At 53.0% G+C, this 15,802-nt stretch carries 7 protein-coding genes; all 7 read left to right on the plus strand.

What is annotated here, in order from left to right; all coding sequences use genetic code 11:
* The first annotated feature begins 213 nt into the window (after positions 1 to 213).
* Positions 214 to 3,231 (plus strand): alpha-amylase family glycosyl hydrolase, encoded by a 3,018-nt coding sequence (locus PBOR_RS11245; RefSeq protein WP_042211751.1) that lies wholly within the window; start codon positions 214 to 216, stop codon positions 3,229 to 3,231.
* Between the two features lie 87 nt (positions 3,232 to 3,318).
* Positions 3,319 to 7,140, plus strand: a complete 3,822-nt coding sequence (locus PBOR_RS11250) for a carbohydrate binding domain-containing protein (protein WP_052429427.1) — start codon at positions 3,319 to 3,321, stop codon at positions 7,138 to 7,140.
* A 1,360-nt stretch (positions 7,141 to 8,500) separates the two neighbouring features.
* The gene (gene pnpS, locus PBOR_RS11255) at positions 8,501 to 10,294 is read left to right on the plus strand and encodes a two-component system histidine kinase PnpS (RefSeq protein ID WP_042211752.1); all 1,794 of its coding nucleotides are present in this window, start codon (positions 8,501 to 8,503) and stop codon (positions 10,292 to 10,294) included.
* Between the two features lie 192 nt (positions 10,295 to 10,486).
* Positions 10,487 to 11,215, plus strand: coding sequence for a response regulator transcription factor (locus PBOR_RS11260; protein WP_039304977.1), 729 nt, complete (start codon positions 10,487 to 10,489; stop codon positions 11,213 to 11,215).
* A 139-nt stretch (positions 11,216 to 11,354) separates the two neighbouring features.
* Entirely contained in the window at positions 11,355 to 12,110 is a 756-nt protein-coding gene (gene pstB / locus PBOR_RS11265) for a phosphate ABC transporter ATP-binding protein PstB (RefSeq protein WP_042211753.1), read from the plus strand.
* Between the two features lie 123 nt (positions 12,111 to 12,233).
* The gene (gene phoU, locus PBOR_RS11270; RefSeq protein WP_042211754.1) at positions 12,234 to 12,893 is read left to right on the plus strand and encodes a phosphate signaling complex protein PhoU; all 660 of its coding nucleotides are present in this window, start codon (positions 12,234 to 12,236) and stop codon (positions 12,891 to 12,893) included.
* A gap of 206 nt (positions 12,894 to 13,099) precedes the next feature.
* Positions 13,100 to 15,772: a DNA polymerase I gene (gene polA / locus PBOR_RS11275; RefSeq protein ID WP_042211755.1), complete on the plus strand. Its 2,673-nt coding sequence runs from the start codon at positions 13,100 to 13,102 to the stop codon at positions 15,770 to 15,772.
* The last annotated feature ends 30 nt before the right edge of the window (positions 15,773 to 15,802 follow it).

A 15,802-nucleotide genomic window follows, 5' to 3' on the forward strand; every position in this document is an offset into this window, starting at 1 on the left:
GAAATTTACGCGTATTGCAGAGTCGTTATCCTATATGGGCTGCGGCTTCTGATGAAGAAAGATTTATATGTCTTGACAGCGCATACAAGTCCATGTTAATTTTTAGTGGGGAAACCGGTTTCCCTAAATTGAATTAAAGTAGATTGTTGACGGCAGCGTGTTCTATTGGTCAGAAAGTGTTGTGCATACGCATTTATGAGAGGGAGATGAAGAATGAAACGTAAGCATTGGCTTATCCCCGTCCTTATCACATCCATGGTTCTTTCGATCACGATGAATTTATTTGTTCTGCCTCCAGTTAAGGCTGAAGCGGCCAGTATTGGCACGGTTACAGAGAATGATACGATTTATCAGATTATGGTTGACCGTTTCAATGACGGCGACTCCTCCAATAATGCCACTGGAGCGGCTATCCGCTACGGAGAGACTTCTGAAGAGGATTTCCGTTATATGAAGGGCGGCGACTGGCAGGGGGTTATCGATAAGCTCCCCTATATTCACAATATGGGCTACACGGCGATCTGGATTTCTCCGGTTGCCGAGCCGCAGATGACCAACCGCGAGAATAACGGAACCGGGAAGAACACAGCCTACCACGGCTACAATGTCAAAGACCCTAATGCGGCCAACCCTTATTTCGGTACAAAAGAGAAGCTTAAGGAGCTGGTGGATTCAGCGCATGCGCTCGGAATCAAGGTCATCATCGACGTTGTTCCGAACCATATCGGCGATTATATGCTGGGAACCCAGGCTTATTATGATATCCCGGCGTTGCAGCCGGTCGCCCCTTTTAATAATCCGGCATGGTATCATCACAACGGGGATATTAACTGGTCACTGGCGGATGGGCGATATGATCAGTGGGCCCAGGATTATTTGGAGAATCACGATCTGGGCGGCTTGGATGATATCGACTTCGATGTTCCTGCCGCTAAGCAGGCCATCTTCAGCTCGATTAAAGGCTGGTTTGATTATACAGGGGCGGACGGTGCCCGTGTTGATGCCGCCAAGCTGATGAAGCCGACGGATATCGGCGAGCTGCAGACGCTGCTGGGCGTGAACACCTTCGGAGAGAATTTTGACGGCAATGCCGAATTTGTCTCCCGCTGGGTAGGCAGCAGCAAGGAGTGGGGCATGCTCGATTTCCCGCTATTCTTCTCTGTCTTGAACAGCTTTGCTTACGGACAGTCCTTCGATTCTAATGTTAAGAGTACACTGGCTCTCGATTCCTATTACAACGGCAATGCGAATCATATGGTTACCTTCATTGATAATCATGACCGCAACCGTTTCCTGACAGAAGCCGGAGGCAGTGTAGAGAAGCTGCAGAATGCCTTGTCCTTCATCTTCACTGTGCGCGGAACCCCGGTGGTGTTCCAGGGAACTGAACAGAATAAAGGCAACGGGAACGGCCAGATCATGACTGGCGGCATTGCCGATACGTGGAACCGCTGGTCCATGGTGAAGCGTGATGCGAGCGGCAATGTTCTGGAGAATTATTTTAACGAGAACGCCAGCACCTACAAGCATGTAGCCAAGCTTAACGAAATCCGCAAAAATAATCCTGCGCTGCGCACCGGCACCCAGCGTGAAATGTGGTCTGCCCAGAATCTGTACGCGTTCTCCCGCCGGATTGACAGCGGTGCGAATGTGGGACAGGAAGTCATCTCCGCATTCAGCAATGCAGCAAACGGTTCGCAGACGGTTACGATTCCGCTGCGCGCTGAGAGCACTCTTACTGTAGGGACGGTACTGATTAACCAGTTGAACACCTCTGACACGGTAACCGTGCAATCAGGCGGCGCGACCGGCAAACAGATTACTGTCACTCTTGGTGCGAATTCCGCCAAAATCTATTCGAAGACACAGCCTGTTGTGGATACGCAGGCTCCGACTGTTCCGGCGAATGTAACAGCCACTGTGCAGAATGCTTCCAGTGCGCTTGTAAGCTGGTCTGCTTCCACGGATAATGTCGGAGTTACAGGTTATGAGATTTACCGCAATGGAGTCAAGATCGGCACCTCGGCGACAACATCTTATACAGACAACGGTTTGTCTGGCAGTACCAATTACTCGTATACGATAAAAGCGTATGATGCCGCCGCCAACCTGTCGGCATTCAGCGCCGCGGCCCTGATCGTCACTCCTGCCGGAAATAGTGTGACGATCTATTACAAGCAGGGCTACACCACACCTTACATCCACTACCGTCCGGCTGCGGGCACCTGGACGACTGCGCCGGGTGTAGCGATTCCAGCCGCAGAAGTGGCAGGCTATAACAAAATCACCATCAACATCGGTGCGGCCACCCAGCTGGAAGCCTGCTTCAACAATGGCAGCGGCACCTGGGACAGCAACGGCGGCAGCAATTATCTGTTCGGAGCGGGCACCTGGACGTATATTCCGACAGGAACGATCCAGGCAGGGGGGCCGGCTGTGCCGACCGCATCACCGACTGCGACACCAACGGTGACGCCAACGCCGACGCCGACTGCAACGCCAACAGCTACACCAACCGCGACACCGACAGCAACACCAACGGCTACGCCGACGGCAACACCGACAGCAACACCAACGGCTACGCCGACGGCAACACCGACAGCAACTCCTGTGCCAACCGCCACTCCGGTGGGCAATACAGCGACGATCTATTACAAGAATACGGCCTATACCAACTCCTATATCCATTATAAGCTGGATGGAGCGACAGACTGGACGGCCTCGCCTGGAGTACAGATGCAGGCATCCGCATTCAGCGGCTACAAGGCGATTACCATCCAGCTCGGAACCGCAACCGGCCTAACTGCAGCGTTTAATAACGGCAGCGGAACCTGGGACAACAATGGAGGGAACAACTATCACTTCAGTGCAGGCAGCTCAAGCCTTGTGGGGGGAAGTCTTACAACCGGAGAGCCTCAGGCGGACAGCGTGACGTTCCGGGTCTCTGTTCCGGCCACCACTCCAACGAGCGGGCCTGTCTATCTGACCGGGTCGTTCAACAGCTGGAACGCAGCTGACCCGGCATACCAACTGACCAAGGGCAGCGACGGTGTCTATTCCATCACCCTGAGCCTACCGGCAGGAACAGCAGTGACGTATAAGCTGACGCGCGGCAGCTGGGCTACGGTAGAGACAGCATCCGGCGGAGCAGATATTGCGAACCGTGCGCTCACACCGGCGGGCGGCGCGCAGACCGTCACGCTGACCGTGCAGCGCTGGAAGGATCAATAGGGAATGACAGGGGGCGAAGGATGAATTCCGGCGCCCCCGTTCTTATGAATAAGCTGATATGGTTGAAGAGAGAGGAGCTGAAAGCTGATGAGAACATCCAGGTATTGGCGCAAAATCACAGCCCTGCTGCTGGGCATGCTTCTGATTGTTCCGGCAACAGTCACCAATGTCTCGGCAGATATTGCCGCTACGCATGTGTACCACAATCATATGCCGAATTTCTGGGCGTATTATGACTTGAATTCCTATAACTCCGCGTCTGTGGGCAGCCCGATCCGCTATACGTATGATGGTGAAGTCATCCAGTTGAAGCAGAACCCGCCTGCGGGTTATACCTATTATTTGCCGAACGGTTCCCCGATGCCGCATGATGATCTGGTCTCCTATTATTCGCATCACGCCAAGACTGGAGCGTATTTAACCTGGCCCTGGAGCGTGGCGGACACGCTGCACAGCAATTATCCACAAGCGCAGATGCATGTAACGATGTCCGGCTCGGTTGTGAACAACGTGAACAGCATTATTCAACAAGGTAATGTAAGCGGATACAATAATCCGGCCTGGGGCACACCCTGGAAGAACGCCGTCGATCAGCTCAAAACAACAAACGGCAGCAACATGCTCGATCTGATCCATTTCTCCGGGCATCACTCCATGGGTCCGCTGGTCGGCAACGACTATTTGCTCAAGGATATGATCTATCATGGAGCCACATTGGCCCAGCCTTATTTTCTCGGAAGCAGCTATAAATCATCGAAAGGCTTCTTTCCAACGGAACTGGGTTTCTCTGAACGGATTATTCCGGTGCTGCAAAAGCTCGGCATCCAGTGGTCCGTAATCGGCAACAACCATTTCTCCCGTACGCTTAAGGACTATCCGCTGCTGAACAGTCCCGGCACGGATACGATGGTCTCTCCGCCCAACCGCAGTGACCTGCAGAATGTCAGTACAGCAGGCTCCTGGGTGAATGAACCGATGTTCAACGAGCAGCAGGTTGTCTATAACAAGTATCCTTTTGCCTCCACGGCCCATTGGGTCCGTTATGTGGACCCGGCTACCGGGGCAGAATCCAAAGTGGTCGGCGTTCCGGTTGCACAGGCTCAGTCATGGGAAGAAGGATATCTGGGCCAGGTAAAAGCGGATGTGCTTAAGCCGTATGAGAATCTGGTCGCGCAGAAGCAGATTTTTGTGGTGGCTCATGACGGGGATAATTCTTCCGGCCGGGCAGGCTCCGAGGAGACTTGGCGCAATGCCGGCAACGTCACCTATGCCAGCAGCGGTGTTACCGGTATGGGAATTGACGAGTATCTGCGCAATAATACACCAGCTGCCTCCGATGTTGTCCATGTTCAAGACGGCTCATGGATAGATACCCGGGATTCCTCTTCCGATCCGACCTGGTATCATTGGCATCTGCCGTTCGGCATCTGGAAAAGCCAGTTTGCCAGCTTCAATCAGGTGAACGGAACCTCTTACGCCCCGAAGAAGAATCTGTCCGGTGTCGAAGAAGGCATGACTGTATCCTTCGAGAAGGGCTACCATTATCTGGAGCGTAACTTCGCGCTGCTGCAGGCTTCCCTGAATTATGCCAAGACAGCCGAGCAAATCTGGCTTGATGAGCATCCGAATTACTGGAAACCGGTTTATCCGATTGACCGCGAGGTGACTTACGAGGGCAATCAGCTCAACCCATGGATGATCTCCTATCCGGTCAAAGGGAACACTGCGAATGATTATTCCGGAGGAGCCAATCCTGCTGAATTGGCCTGGTATTTCCTGCTCCCGGCGATGGACTCCGGTTTCGGGTATTACGACGAGAATGTGGATGACAGCGTGAAGCCTGCCCTGTCCTTCAATCAGTCGCTGTATTTCTCCAAGCCCTACGTTACGCAAAAGCTGGCCAAAGACAAAACCGGCCCCTCCGTATGGTGGCCGCAGCGTTACCCGTACAATCCGGGCAGCGCCAATGTCAGCAAGGCAGAGGGCTGGACGCTGCAGCATTTCAATAATGTGTTCTCCATTTATACCTATGCCTTCGATACCAGCGGAATCAGCGATATCAAGGTGAAGGTCCGGGCACACCGCGATAAGACGGCAGATGCTGTGGACAATACTTTCAAGGTCTATGACCCTGCGGGTCTGGCCGCAGCAGGAATACCCAATATCGACCCTGCCAAGGTCGGTAACTGGACTGAATACCCGATGACAGTCCGCGATCTCAGCACGGATATCAATGGGGTCGACTGGCAGCCAAGCAGCAAGGCCGTCATGCAGAAGGTTCCGGCTACGGACATCGGCAATCTGTATTTCAGTTATATCTCCGACTACCGTGACCAGCTGGTGGACTACTATATTGAAGCCAAAGACGCTAAGGGCAATGTAACGAAAAGCGATATCCAGCAGGTATATGTCGGAGCCGGCAAATACACCTTGGCAAACGGCAAATACACCGAGAGCATGCAGGGGACTGTTGAAGGAACGCATCCGTTTATTACAGATGTGCCGGCAGTTCCGGATACGGAAGCCCCGTCTGTGCCAGTTAATCTTCAGGCAGCCGTGGTCAATGCTTCTTCTGTCGGATTAACCTGGAGCGCGGCTACCGATAATATCCGTGTGACAGGTTATGAGATCTACCGCGATGGCATCAAAATCGGTACATCTCCGTCTGCTTCGTATACAGACAGCGGCTTGTCCTCCTCTACGACGTATGAATACAAAGTCAAAGCTTATGATGCTTCAGGCAATCTGTCCGGACTGAGTGCGCTTGCATCCGCCACAACGCCCGCAGGGAATAATGTAACCATCTATTACAAGCAGGGCTACACCACACCTTACATCCACTACCGTCCGGCTGCAGGCACTTGGACGACTGCGCCGGGCGTAGCGATTCCTGCGGCTGAAGTGGCAGGCTACAACAAAATTACGATCAACATCGGTGCAGCCACCCAGCTGGAAGCCTGCTTCAACAATGGCAGCGGCACCTGGGACAGCAACGGCGGCAGCAACTATCTGTTCGGTACCGGCACCTGGACCTATACTCCGACCGGGCAAATTCAGGCGGGCGCTCCGGCTGTTCCGAGCGCCACGCCAACGGCAACGCCGAGCGCCACGCCAACGGCAACGCCGAGCGCCACACCGACGGCCACGCCGAGTGCAACGCCGACAGCTACGCCGAGTGCAACGCCAACGGCTACGGCAACAGTGTCGCCGACGGCTACGCCGAGTGCAACGCCGAGCGCCACACCGACGGCCACGCCGACAGCTACGCCGAGCGCTACGCCAACGGCAACGCCAACCGCCACTCCGGTGGGAAATACAGCGGTGATCTACTATAAGAATGCGGCCTACAGCAATTCATATATTCATTACAAGTTGGATGGGGCGACGGTCTGGACGACCTCGCCAGGCGTGCAGATGCAGGCATCCGCATTCAGCGGCTACAAGGCGATTACCATCCAGCTCAGTACCGCGACAGGCCTCACGGCCGCGTTTAATAACGGCAGCGGAACCTGGGACAACAATGGCGGCAGCAATTATCACTTTAATGCTGGCAGCTCAAGTCTGGCAGGAGGAAGTCTTACCACCGGAGAACCTCAGGCGGACAGCGTGACGTTCCGGGTCACTGTCCCGGCCACCACTCCTGCGAGCGGGCCGGTCTACCTGACCGGGTCGTTCAACAGCTGGAACGCAGCAGACCCGGCGTATCAGCTGACCAAAGGCAGCGACGGCGTGTACTCCATCACCATGAGCCTGCCGGCAGGAACAGCCGTGACGTATAAGCTGACGCGCGGCAGCTGGGCTACGGTCGAGACTGCATCCGGCGGAGCAGATATTGCAAACCGGACGCTTACGCCGGCAGGTGGTGCAAAGACCGTCACGTTGACCGTGCAGCGCTGGAAGGATCAGTAACCGTCTGCATTCCGTGCTTACACAAAAAGTGTGTTCATCTAATTAGAGCGGAAATGATCTCTCCTAGCTACACTTTAGTTAACAACCTCACAAGTTGCCAGTAATCGTTGGCGGGACTAGCGCAAAATTTCATTACTTCACACCCGATTAGTTACCGGCAGGATTGAGATTATAAGAAGCTCTGTAGGCATAATTGTTGTACGTTCTACAACTTTGAACCCTAGATATCTGGATGTGCGGAAGGATTGTTGTATGAAATACAACAATTCTCCCGCTAACCCTCATCGAGAAGGGGAAATGCTGCATTTGATACAACAATTCTGGATCTGAGCCAATATAATGAGGAAAATGTTGTATTTTGTGCAAGATTTTAAGAAAACCTACCGGATTCCAACCACAAAGAGCGGCTGAATCGATATTTGTTAAAGAGTTAATAGATAACTCCAGGTAAAGGAATTTTTTGGAAAGTTAAAGGTAGATTATTGGTCCAAAGACTACAAAGAGAAAGTGTACAAAGAATCGCTCCTTTTTAAATGGTGTGTGGTCCTGCCATTTAATAACGGGCGATTTTTATTCTTGTTATTGATGGTTTGAAGGATTGGAGGGTGAAGGAGAGAGGGGTGATAATTGATAGGTTGAGGGTTGAGGGTTGAGGGTTGAGGGTTGAGGGTTGAGGGTTGAGGGTTGAGGGTTGAGGGTTGAGGGTTGAGGGTTGAGGGTTGAGGGTTGAGGGTTGAGGGTTGAGGGTTGAGGGTTGAGGGTTGAGGGTTGAGGGTTGAGGGTTGAGGGTTTAGGGTTGAGGGTTGAGGGTTGAGGGTTTGAAGCTTTCAAGGTTTTAAAGGGTCTACAGGTTTGCCGTAACTCCTCCTCTTAAACAGCGGAGCGGACGGACTGATTGTGGAGAAGCGGCAGCGGTCGCCTTTGTGTCCGGATTTTCACCGATAAGGTAAAATAAATAAAAATCTGGACACAACAGCGATCGGAACAACAGTCCGTTTGTGTAGCGTTCACGGCGAGTTCTAACGTCCCTCCTGCTCCGATCACAACAACAGTCCGTTTGCATAGCGTCCACAGCGAGTTCTAACGTCGCTCCTGCTCCGATCACAACAACGGTCCGTTTGCGTAGCGTTCACAGCAAGTTCTAACGTCGCTCCTACTCTGATCAAAACTACTATCGAAGTTACGTCCGTTTACAAAGCGTCCGTACAATCACCAACATTCCTCCGACTCATAGCAATAGGTTCAGCTTCTCCAACCCATTTTACACTCCGTTGATAATCGCCGCCGGAACTGGTATTTTGACGAAAATGGAGGTAGGATGTTCTCAAGGACACAATGATAAGGAAGAGGACTACTACTGATGAAACCGTTCCGCGTTCGGCTTACATTCATACTCATGGCCCTGATCGGGATATCCATGACCGGGGCTGGCATTACAATGGCCCAGCTGTTTAAGGATTCACATATTTCCGTGCTGGAAGAAAACATGTCCCGGGAAATAAATCTGCTCTCCGGCACGTTTACGTTCAAGGATATCCGCAGTCCGGATGCCATGGATTACTATACAGACCAGGCCCGGAAGATATCCACACTGACAGGTTCGCGGATCACCTTTATTACGAAGGAAGGCCGGGTTATCGGCGATTCGGAACGCAATCCGCTGGAAATGGACAATCACTCCACCCGTGAAGAAGAGCTGATCGCTGCAAAAGAAGGGATTGGCCGGGCGATCCGGTACAGTGATACGCTGGACCGCGAAATGCTGTATGTCGCTGGTGCGGTAGTCTCGGACCAGGGCTTCGACGGATATATCCGGCTGTCGATGGGACTGGATGCAGTCACGGAGGGGCTGAACCGGGCGTGGATGATCATGGCCGGCGGACTCGTGCTGCTCTTTATTGCGGCAACTTTTGTGAGCTATAAGGTGGCGTCCAGCATGACTTCACCGCTTGAGCAGATTACGAGAGTCGCGCGGCGTATCACTGATCTGGATTACGATGCCCGTGTGCCGATGAAGCGTAAGGATGAGATCGGCCAGCTGGCGACGGCGATCAATGCGATGGCGGACAGTCTGCAGGCCCAGCTGAAGACCATCCGCGACAACGAGGATCTGCTGCAAAGCGTGCTCGATAACATGACCGGCGGAATCGTGATGATTAACGCCGAAGGGGAGATTGCCCTGCTTAACCGGGCGGCGGAGCGGCTGCTTGATGTGAAGAACAGCGAGATGACCGGGCATTCCTACAAAGAGATCAAGCATCATTATGAGCTGACCCGTCTGATTGAAGAGGGCGTATCCGCAGGCGAGCCAGTCCATGAGGAGCGTATTATCTATAATCCGGTGGAGCGGATCGTACGTCTGGATGGGGTTCCGATGATTCAGGACGGCTCCACCCGGGGGATGCTGTTCCTGCTGCAGGAGGTTACGGAAATCCGCCGTCTGGAGAAAATGCGCAGCGAATTCGTCGCGAATGTCTCCCATGAGCTGAAGACCCCTGTAGCTGCGGTAAAAGGCTTCGCCGAAACCCTGCTAGGCGGAGGTGTTACGGATGAGAAGACAGCACGTTCATTCCTGCAGATTATTTATGATGAGAATGAACGGCTTAACCGCCTGATCGGAGACATTCTGGAATTGTCCAAAATCGAATCCAAACGCGTCCAGCTGGACTGCTCGCCGGTCCATCTAATCGAGTTCTTCGATTCTGTGCTGGAAACGCTCAGCAAGGTGGCAGAGAAGAAGAAGATTACACTCAGCTCAGATGTGCCGCCGGAGCTGTTCATTGAGGGGGATGAAGACAAGCTGCGGCAGATCTTCATGAATCTGCTCTCGAATGCGATTAACTACACGCAGGATGGGGGAAATGTAAGAGTCACCGTAGTGAACATTCAGAAGGCAGACGGGACGGAGAGTGTACGCTTTACCGTCAGTGATACAGGCATGGGGATTCCGCGCAAAGATCTGCCGCGTATCTTCGAACGCTTCTACCGGGTGGACAAAGCCCGTTCCAGAAGCTCCGGTGGAACCGGCCTGGGCTTGTCTATCGTGAAGCATCTGGTGGAGCTGCACCGCGGCTCGATTACGGTAGAGAGCGATCTGGGTATCGGCAGCTCCTTCATCCTTGAACTTCCGCTGCTGCAGGAGGAGAACGCGTAGCCTGCAACGGTTCAATTCTGGCAGGACATCCGTCTTAAGCCTGCGGATAGGGCGCATGTCCTGATTTGATTGTATGTCAGCAAAGGGGTAATATTAAATTCGTAATTTTACACCAAGTTAACATTGTGGTGCTATGATGTGCATGTATGCAGTTATGTAAAATTAATAACCTATGAAAAGACGGGGGAACCTATGGCACAACGATTGCTTGTCATTGAAGACGAACCGACACTGGCCCGGCTGCTGTCTTATAACCTGACGCAGGAAGGCTACGAAGTGACGGTGGAGGATCATGGAACGGCAGGATACGACCGTGCGACTAGAGAACCTTTTGACCTGATCGTACTGGATCTTATGCTGCCCGGCATGAACGGCATTGACATTCTGGATAAATTGCGTGGACAAGGCATACGCACACCGGTCATTGTGCTGACGGCCAAGAATGCTGAAGAAGATGTAGTCCGGGGGCTGAAATCGGGAGCGGATGATTACATAACCAAACCGTTTGGCGTCTCCGAATTACTGGCCCGTGTCAGTGCTGTCCTGCGCCGGATATCCGGCCTTGCCGAAGAGGCGCCACCGGAAACGGCGGTATCCGCATCGACCATTATCCTGGGACAGCTGGAAATCTACCCGGAACGTTACGAAGTCTCTCTGGGCGGACAGAGCATTAATCTGCGGCCGAAGGAATTTGAAGTTCTGCTGTATCTGGCCCGCAAGCCGGGTGTGGTTCTGACGCGCGATGATCTGATGAATGCGGTCTGGGGCTTCGATTATATCGGCGGCCAGCGTACCGTAGACGTTCATGTCAGCTCGCTGCGCAAGAAGCTTGAGCTTGATCCTGAATCCGTGCATATTGATTCCATCCGCGGCGTCGGCTATAAGCTGGTCGTGAACAAGAAGAGAACACCAGTCATTTGATATGGCGGTGTTCTTTTTCTGGTACACTTGTCCTGCTGATTTTTGATTTTACACTGCGTTAACAATTCTCTAGAGCTCTATTTACACTGAAAGCTTATCATGGGGAACGAAGATGATGAGAAGGAGACAATAGAAACTAATGAAATCCATCATTGACATAGAGAAACTTGATCTCTACTATGAGTCATTTCACGCGCTGAAGAATGTGGATCTGCAAATTCCGGAGAAACAGGTTACCGCTTTTATCGGTCCTTCCGGCTGCGGAAAGTCCACGCTGCTGCGTACCCTAAATCGAATGAACGACATGATTCCCGGAACACGCATTGAAGGAAAAGTAAACATCGGCGGTAAAAATATTTACAGCGACGAGATTGAAGTGGAAAGTCTGCGCAAGCAGGTGGGAATGGTATTCCAGCAGCCCAATCCTTTTCCAAAGTCGATTTATGACAATGTAGCTTACGGTCCGCGCCTCCATGGGGTGAAGGGCAAAGCCGAGCTTGATGTCATTGTGGAGCAAAGCCTGCGCCAATCCGCACTCTGGGAGGAAGTGAAGGATTTCCTCAAGAAATCTGCCCTCAGCCTGTCCGGCGGCCAGCAGCAGCGTCTCTGCATTGCCAGAGCCCTTGCCGTACAGCCCGATATTCTGCTTATGGACGAGGCAACCTCTGCGCTTGATCCGGTGTCCACGCTGAAGATCGAGGAACTGGTACAGGAGCTGCGCGATAAGTATACGATTGTAATGGTCACGCATAATATGCATCAGGCTGCCCGGGTATCGGGTCGTACCGTGTTTTTCCTGAACGGCGTCATCGTGGAGGCTCAGGATACGGAACTGCTGTTCTCGAATCCCAAAGACTCCCGCACAGAAGATTATATATCCGGCCGGTTCGGCTAAGCGGCAGAGGAATCCGTTCGCGGAAAGAAATCAGCGGTATAAGCTGAACTTAAGAATGCTTTACAGGTGATTCTTGAGTTCACTCTATATGACCATATGTTTTTGAGGAGGATCGTTTTCAATATGATTCGCAGAAAAGAATTCGATAAAGATCTGGAAGAACTGCGCAGTCTGCTGGAGCAGATGGGCGAGCATGTTACGGATGCGCTGGAAGGTGCAGTACTCGCTTTGCAGAATCTGGACACCGTGCGGGCACAGGAAATTGTTAAGAACGATTTGCGGCTGAATGCCATGGAGGACCGGATTATGGAGATCGGCTCACGGCTGATTATCACTCAGCAGCCGGTAGCGAAGGATCTGCGCCGCATTATTGTGGCCTTCAAAATTTCCAGTGACCTCGAGCGTATGGGCGATCTTGCACTGGATGTGGCCAAGGTAACCATGCGTATCCAGGGGCAGCAGCTGATTAAACCGCTTGTGGATATTCCGCGGATGGCCGAGATTGTTACCGTAATGATCTCAGAGGCGATTCAGTCCTATCTGGATGAGAACACCGATCTGGCCTACAAAATGGCTCAGGACGACGATCAGGTAGACGGGCTGTACAGCGCAATGATTAATGAACTGTACACTTACATGGTTCAGAAGCCTGAATCGGTTAATCAGGCTATGCTGCTCACGCTGGTCGGACGTTATATTGAGCGTATCGCCGATCATGCGACCAACATTGGCGAGAGCGTAGTGTATCTTGTAACGGGTAAACGTCCGGATTTGAATCAATAAAAGCATAGGGTACGACAGCAAGCCTTCATCCCCGGAGGCTTGCCTTTTTTGTTTTAAAGTGCTGTACGGTTGGAAATCCTGCTTAGAATGGCTCAAGCTGAAGACACGGTGTGAATCCGGCTTCATTCTGGGCGCTCAGGTTCTTTTTTATGCGGGGCATATGGTACTATATAAGAAGTAAGCAAGATTAAAGGCGAGGTGCTAGAGTGGACAAGCTGATACTGATCGATGGAAATAATATCATTTACCGGGCATTTTTCGCGATGCCTCCCCTGACGAATACAGCAGGACAGCAGACGAATGCAGTGTACGGTTTCACGACAATGCTGCTGCGTTTGATTGAAGAGCATAAGCCGAGTCATATGATTGTGGCCTTTGATGCGGGGAAGATTACCTTCCGGCATGAAGGGTATGAAGATTATAAAGGCGGTCGCCAAAAGACTCCGCCGGAGCTGTCCGAACAGTTCCCGCTGCTGAAGGAATTGCTGCAGGGATTAGGGGTGCCGCAGTTTGAGATCGGCGGCTATGAAGCCGACGATATTATCGGCACCATCTCCCGCGAGGCGGATGCCGCCGGGCGGCAGGTGATGATTGTGTCCGGGGATAAGGACATGCTGCAGCTGGCATCCGAGCATACAACCGTGGCGCTGGTCCGCAAGGGCGTTACGGAAGTAGAGCTGTACGGGCCGCAGCAGATCCGGGACAAATATGATCTTACCCCGGAGCAGATCATCGATCTGAAAGGGCTGATGGGCGATGCCAGTGACAATATTCCCGGTGTACCGGGTGTAGGAGAGAAGACGGCGCTTAAGCTGCTCCAGCAGTTCGGATCGGTGGAAGGCGTACTGGCCGGAACCGGTGAGCTGAAGGGTAAAATGAAAGAAAAGCTGGAGGAGCATGCTGACAGCGCCATTATGAGCAAGAAGCTGGCGACGATCTACCGCGAAGTGCCGCTTGCGCATGCCTGGGAGGATATGGTCTTCAGCGGAATCAATACGGATACGGCTGGCCCTGCACTGGCCAAGCTGGAATTCAAATCCCTGCTCGAACGTCTGTCGCTCAGCGCTTATTCGCATGCAGCTGACGGCAGCGGTTCAGATCCTGCAGAAGTGGAAGCAGCGGCGCTCAATATAACTATTGTTGACGAAGCAGGAATGGCGGACCTGATTGCTGCGTTGCCGAGTATCTCCGCGCTGCATGTGGAGTCGAACGGTGAGAATCCGCACCGTGCGGAGGTCATTGGCCTCGGGCTGTCTTCACCGGAGCAGCACTACTTCGTGCCGTTTGCCCTGCTGAAGAGCACCGCAGCGGCACCCCTGCGGGACTGGCTCGGCGACGACAAGGCGCCGAAGAGCGGGTATGACCTGCACCGTGCCGATCTGGCGCTGCATTGGCAGGGGATTGCTTTTGCCGGAGCCGCTAATGATGTCCAGCTTGCAGCTTATCTGCTTGACCCGACGGAAGCGAACCAGAACTTGAATGATCTCACAAGTAAATACGGGCTGCCCCGTTTATCGCCGGATGAAGATGTATTTGGCAAAGGGGCCAAATATAGAATACCGGAGCTTGAAATACTCGGAAATCATGTCGCCCGCAAGAGCGCAACTGTGCTTGGCATCGTGCAGAAGCAGCAGGAGGAACTGAAGGAGACGGCAATGACCGGACTGTTCCAGGATCTCGAAATGCCGTTGTCGAGGATTCTTGCCGATATGGAGAAGCAGGGCATTGCGGTCAACCGGGATGACCTTATTGAGCTTGGCAAGGAGTTTGAAGCGCAAATCTCCAGGCTCGTTGCGGAAATCTACTCGATTTGCGGAACAGAGTTCAATCTCAATTCACCGAAGCAGCTGGGGGAAATCCTGTTCGTGAAGCTCGGCCTGCCTGTCGTGAAGAAGACGAAGACCGGGTATTCTACCGATGCCGAGGTGCTGGAGAAGCTGGCTCCATACCATGACGCCGTGCGTCTGATCCTGCAATACCGCTCCATTGCCAAGCTGCAGTCCACCTATGTGGAAGGCCTGCTGAAGGAAATCTCGCCGGAGACCGGCAAGGTTCATACCTTCTACCGGCAGACGATTGCCGCAACGGGCCGCCTCAGCAGCCAGTTCCCGAACCTGCAGAATATTCCGATCCGGCTGGAAGAAGGCCGCAAGATCCGTAAGGTGTTCGTGCCTTCCGAACCGGGCTGGTCGATTCTGGCGGCGGATTACTCGCAGATCGAGCTGCGTGTACTGGCGCATATCTCCGGTGATGAGCGGATGAAGGAAGCTTTTGTAGAGAATATGGATATTCACACCAAGACGGCGATGGATGTATTCGGCGTTACAGCCGATATGGTAGACAGCAATATGCGCCGTTCCGCCAAGGCGGTTAACTTCGGAATTGTGTATGGCATCAGTGATTATGGTCTGTCACAGAACCTGAACATTCCGCGCAAGGAAGCAGCCCAGTTCATTGAGCAGTATTTCGAAGTGTTCAAAGGCGTCCGCCGCTATATGGATGACATTGTCGTAGAGGCCCGCAAGCAGGGGTATGTGACCACCTTGCTGGAGCGCCGGCGCTATCTGCCGGAGATTAATGCGAAGAACTTCAACCTGCGTTCCTTCGCCGAGCGTACAGCCATGAATACGCCGATCCAGGGAACAGCCGCCGATATTATCAAGCTGGCGATGGTTCACATGGATCAGGCGCTGTACGAGCGCGGACTGAAGAGCCGCATGCTGCTGCAGGTGCACGATGAGCTTGTGTTCGAGGTGCCGGAAGATGAACTGGAGCAGATGAAGCAATTGCTGCCGGAAGTGATGGCCGGGGCACTGAAGCTGTCTGTTCCACTGAAGGCCGAGGTAAGTTTTGGCAGTAACTGGTATGAAGCGAAATAGGCTCCCCGCATCTGCTGTATATCCGGTATA

This window comes from Paenibacillus borealis (assembly GCF_000758665.1).
Lineage (GTDB): Bacteria > Bacillota > Bacilli > Paenibacillales > Paenibacillaceae > Paenibacillus_AQ > Paenibacillus_AQ borealis.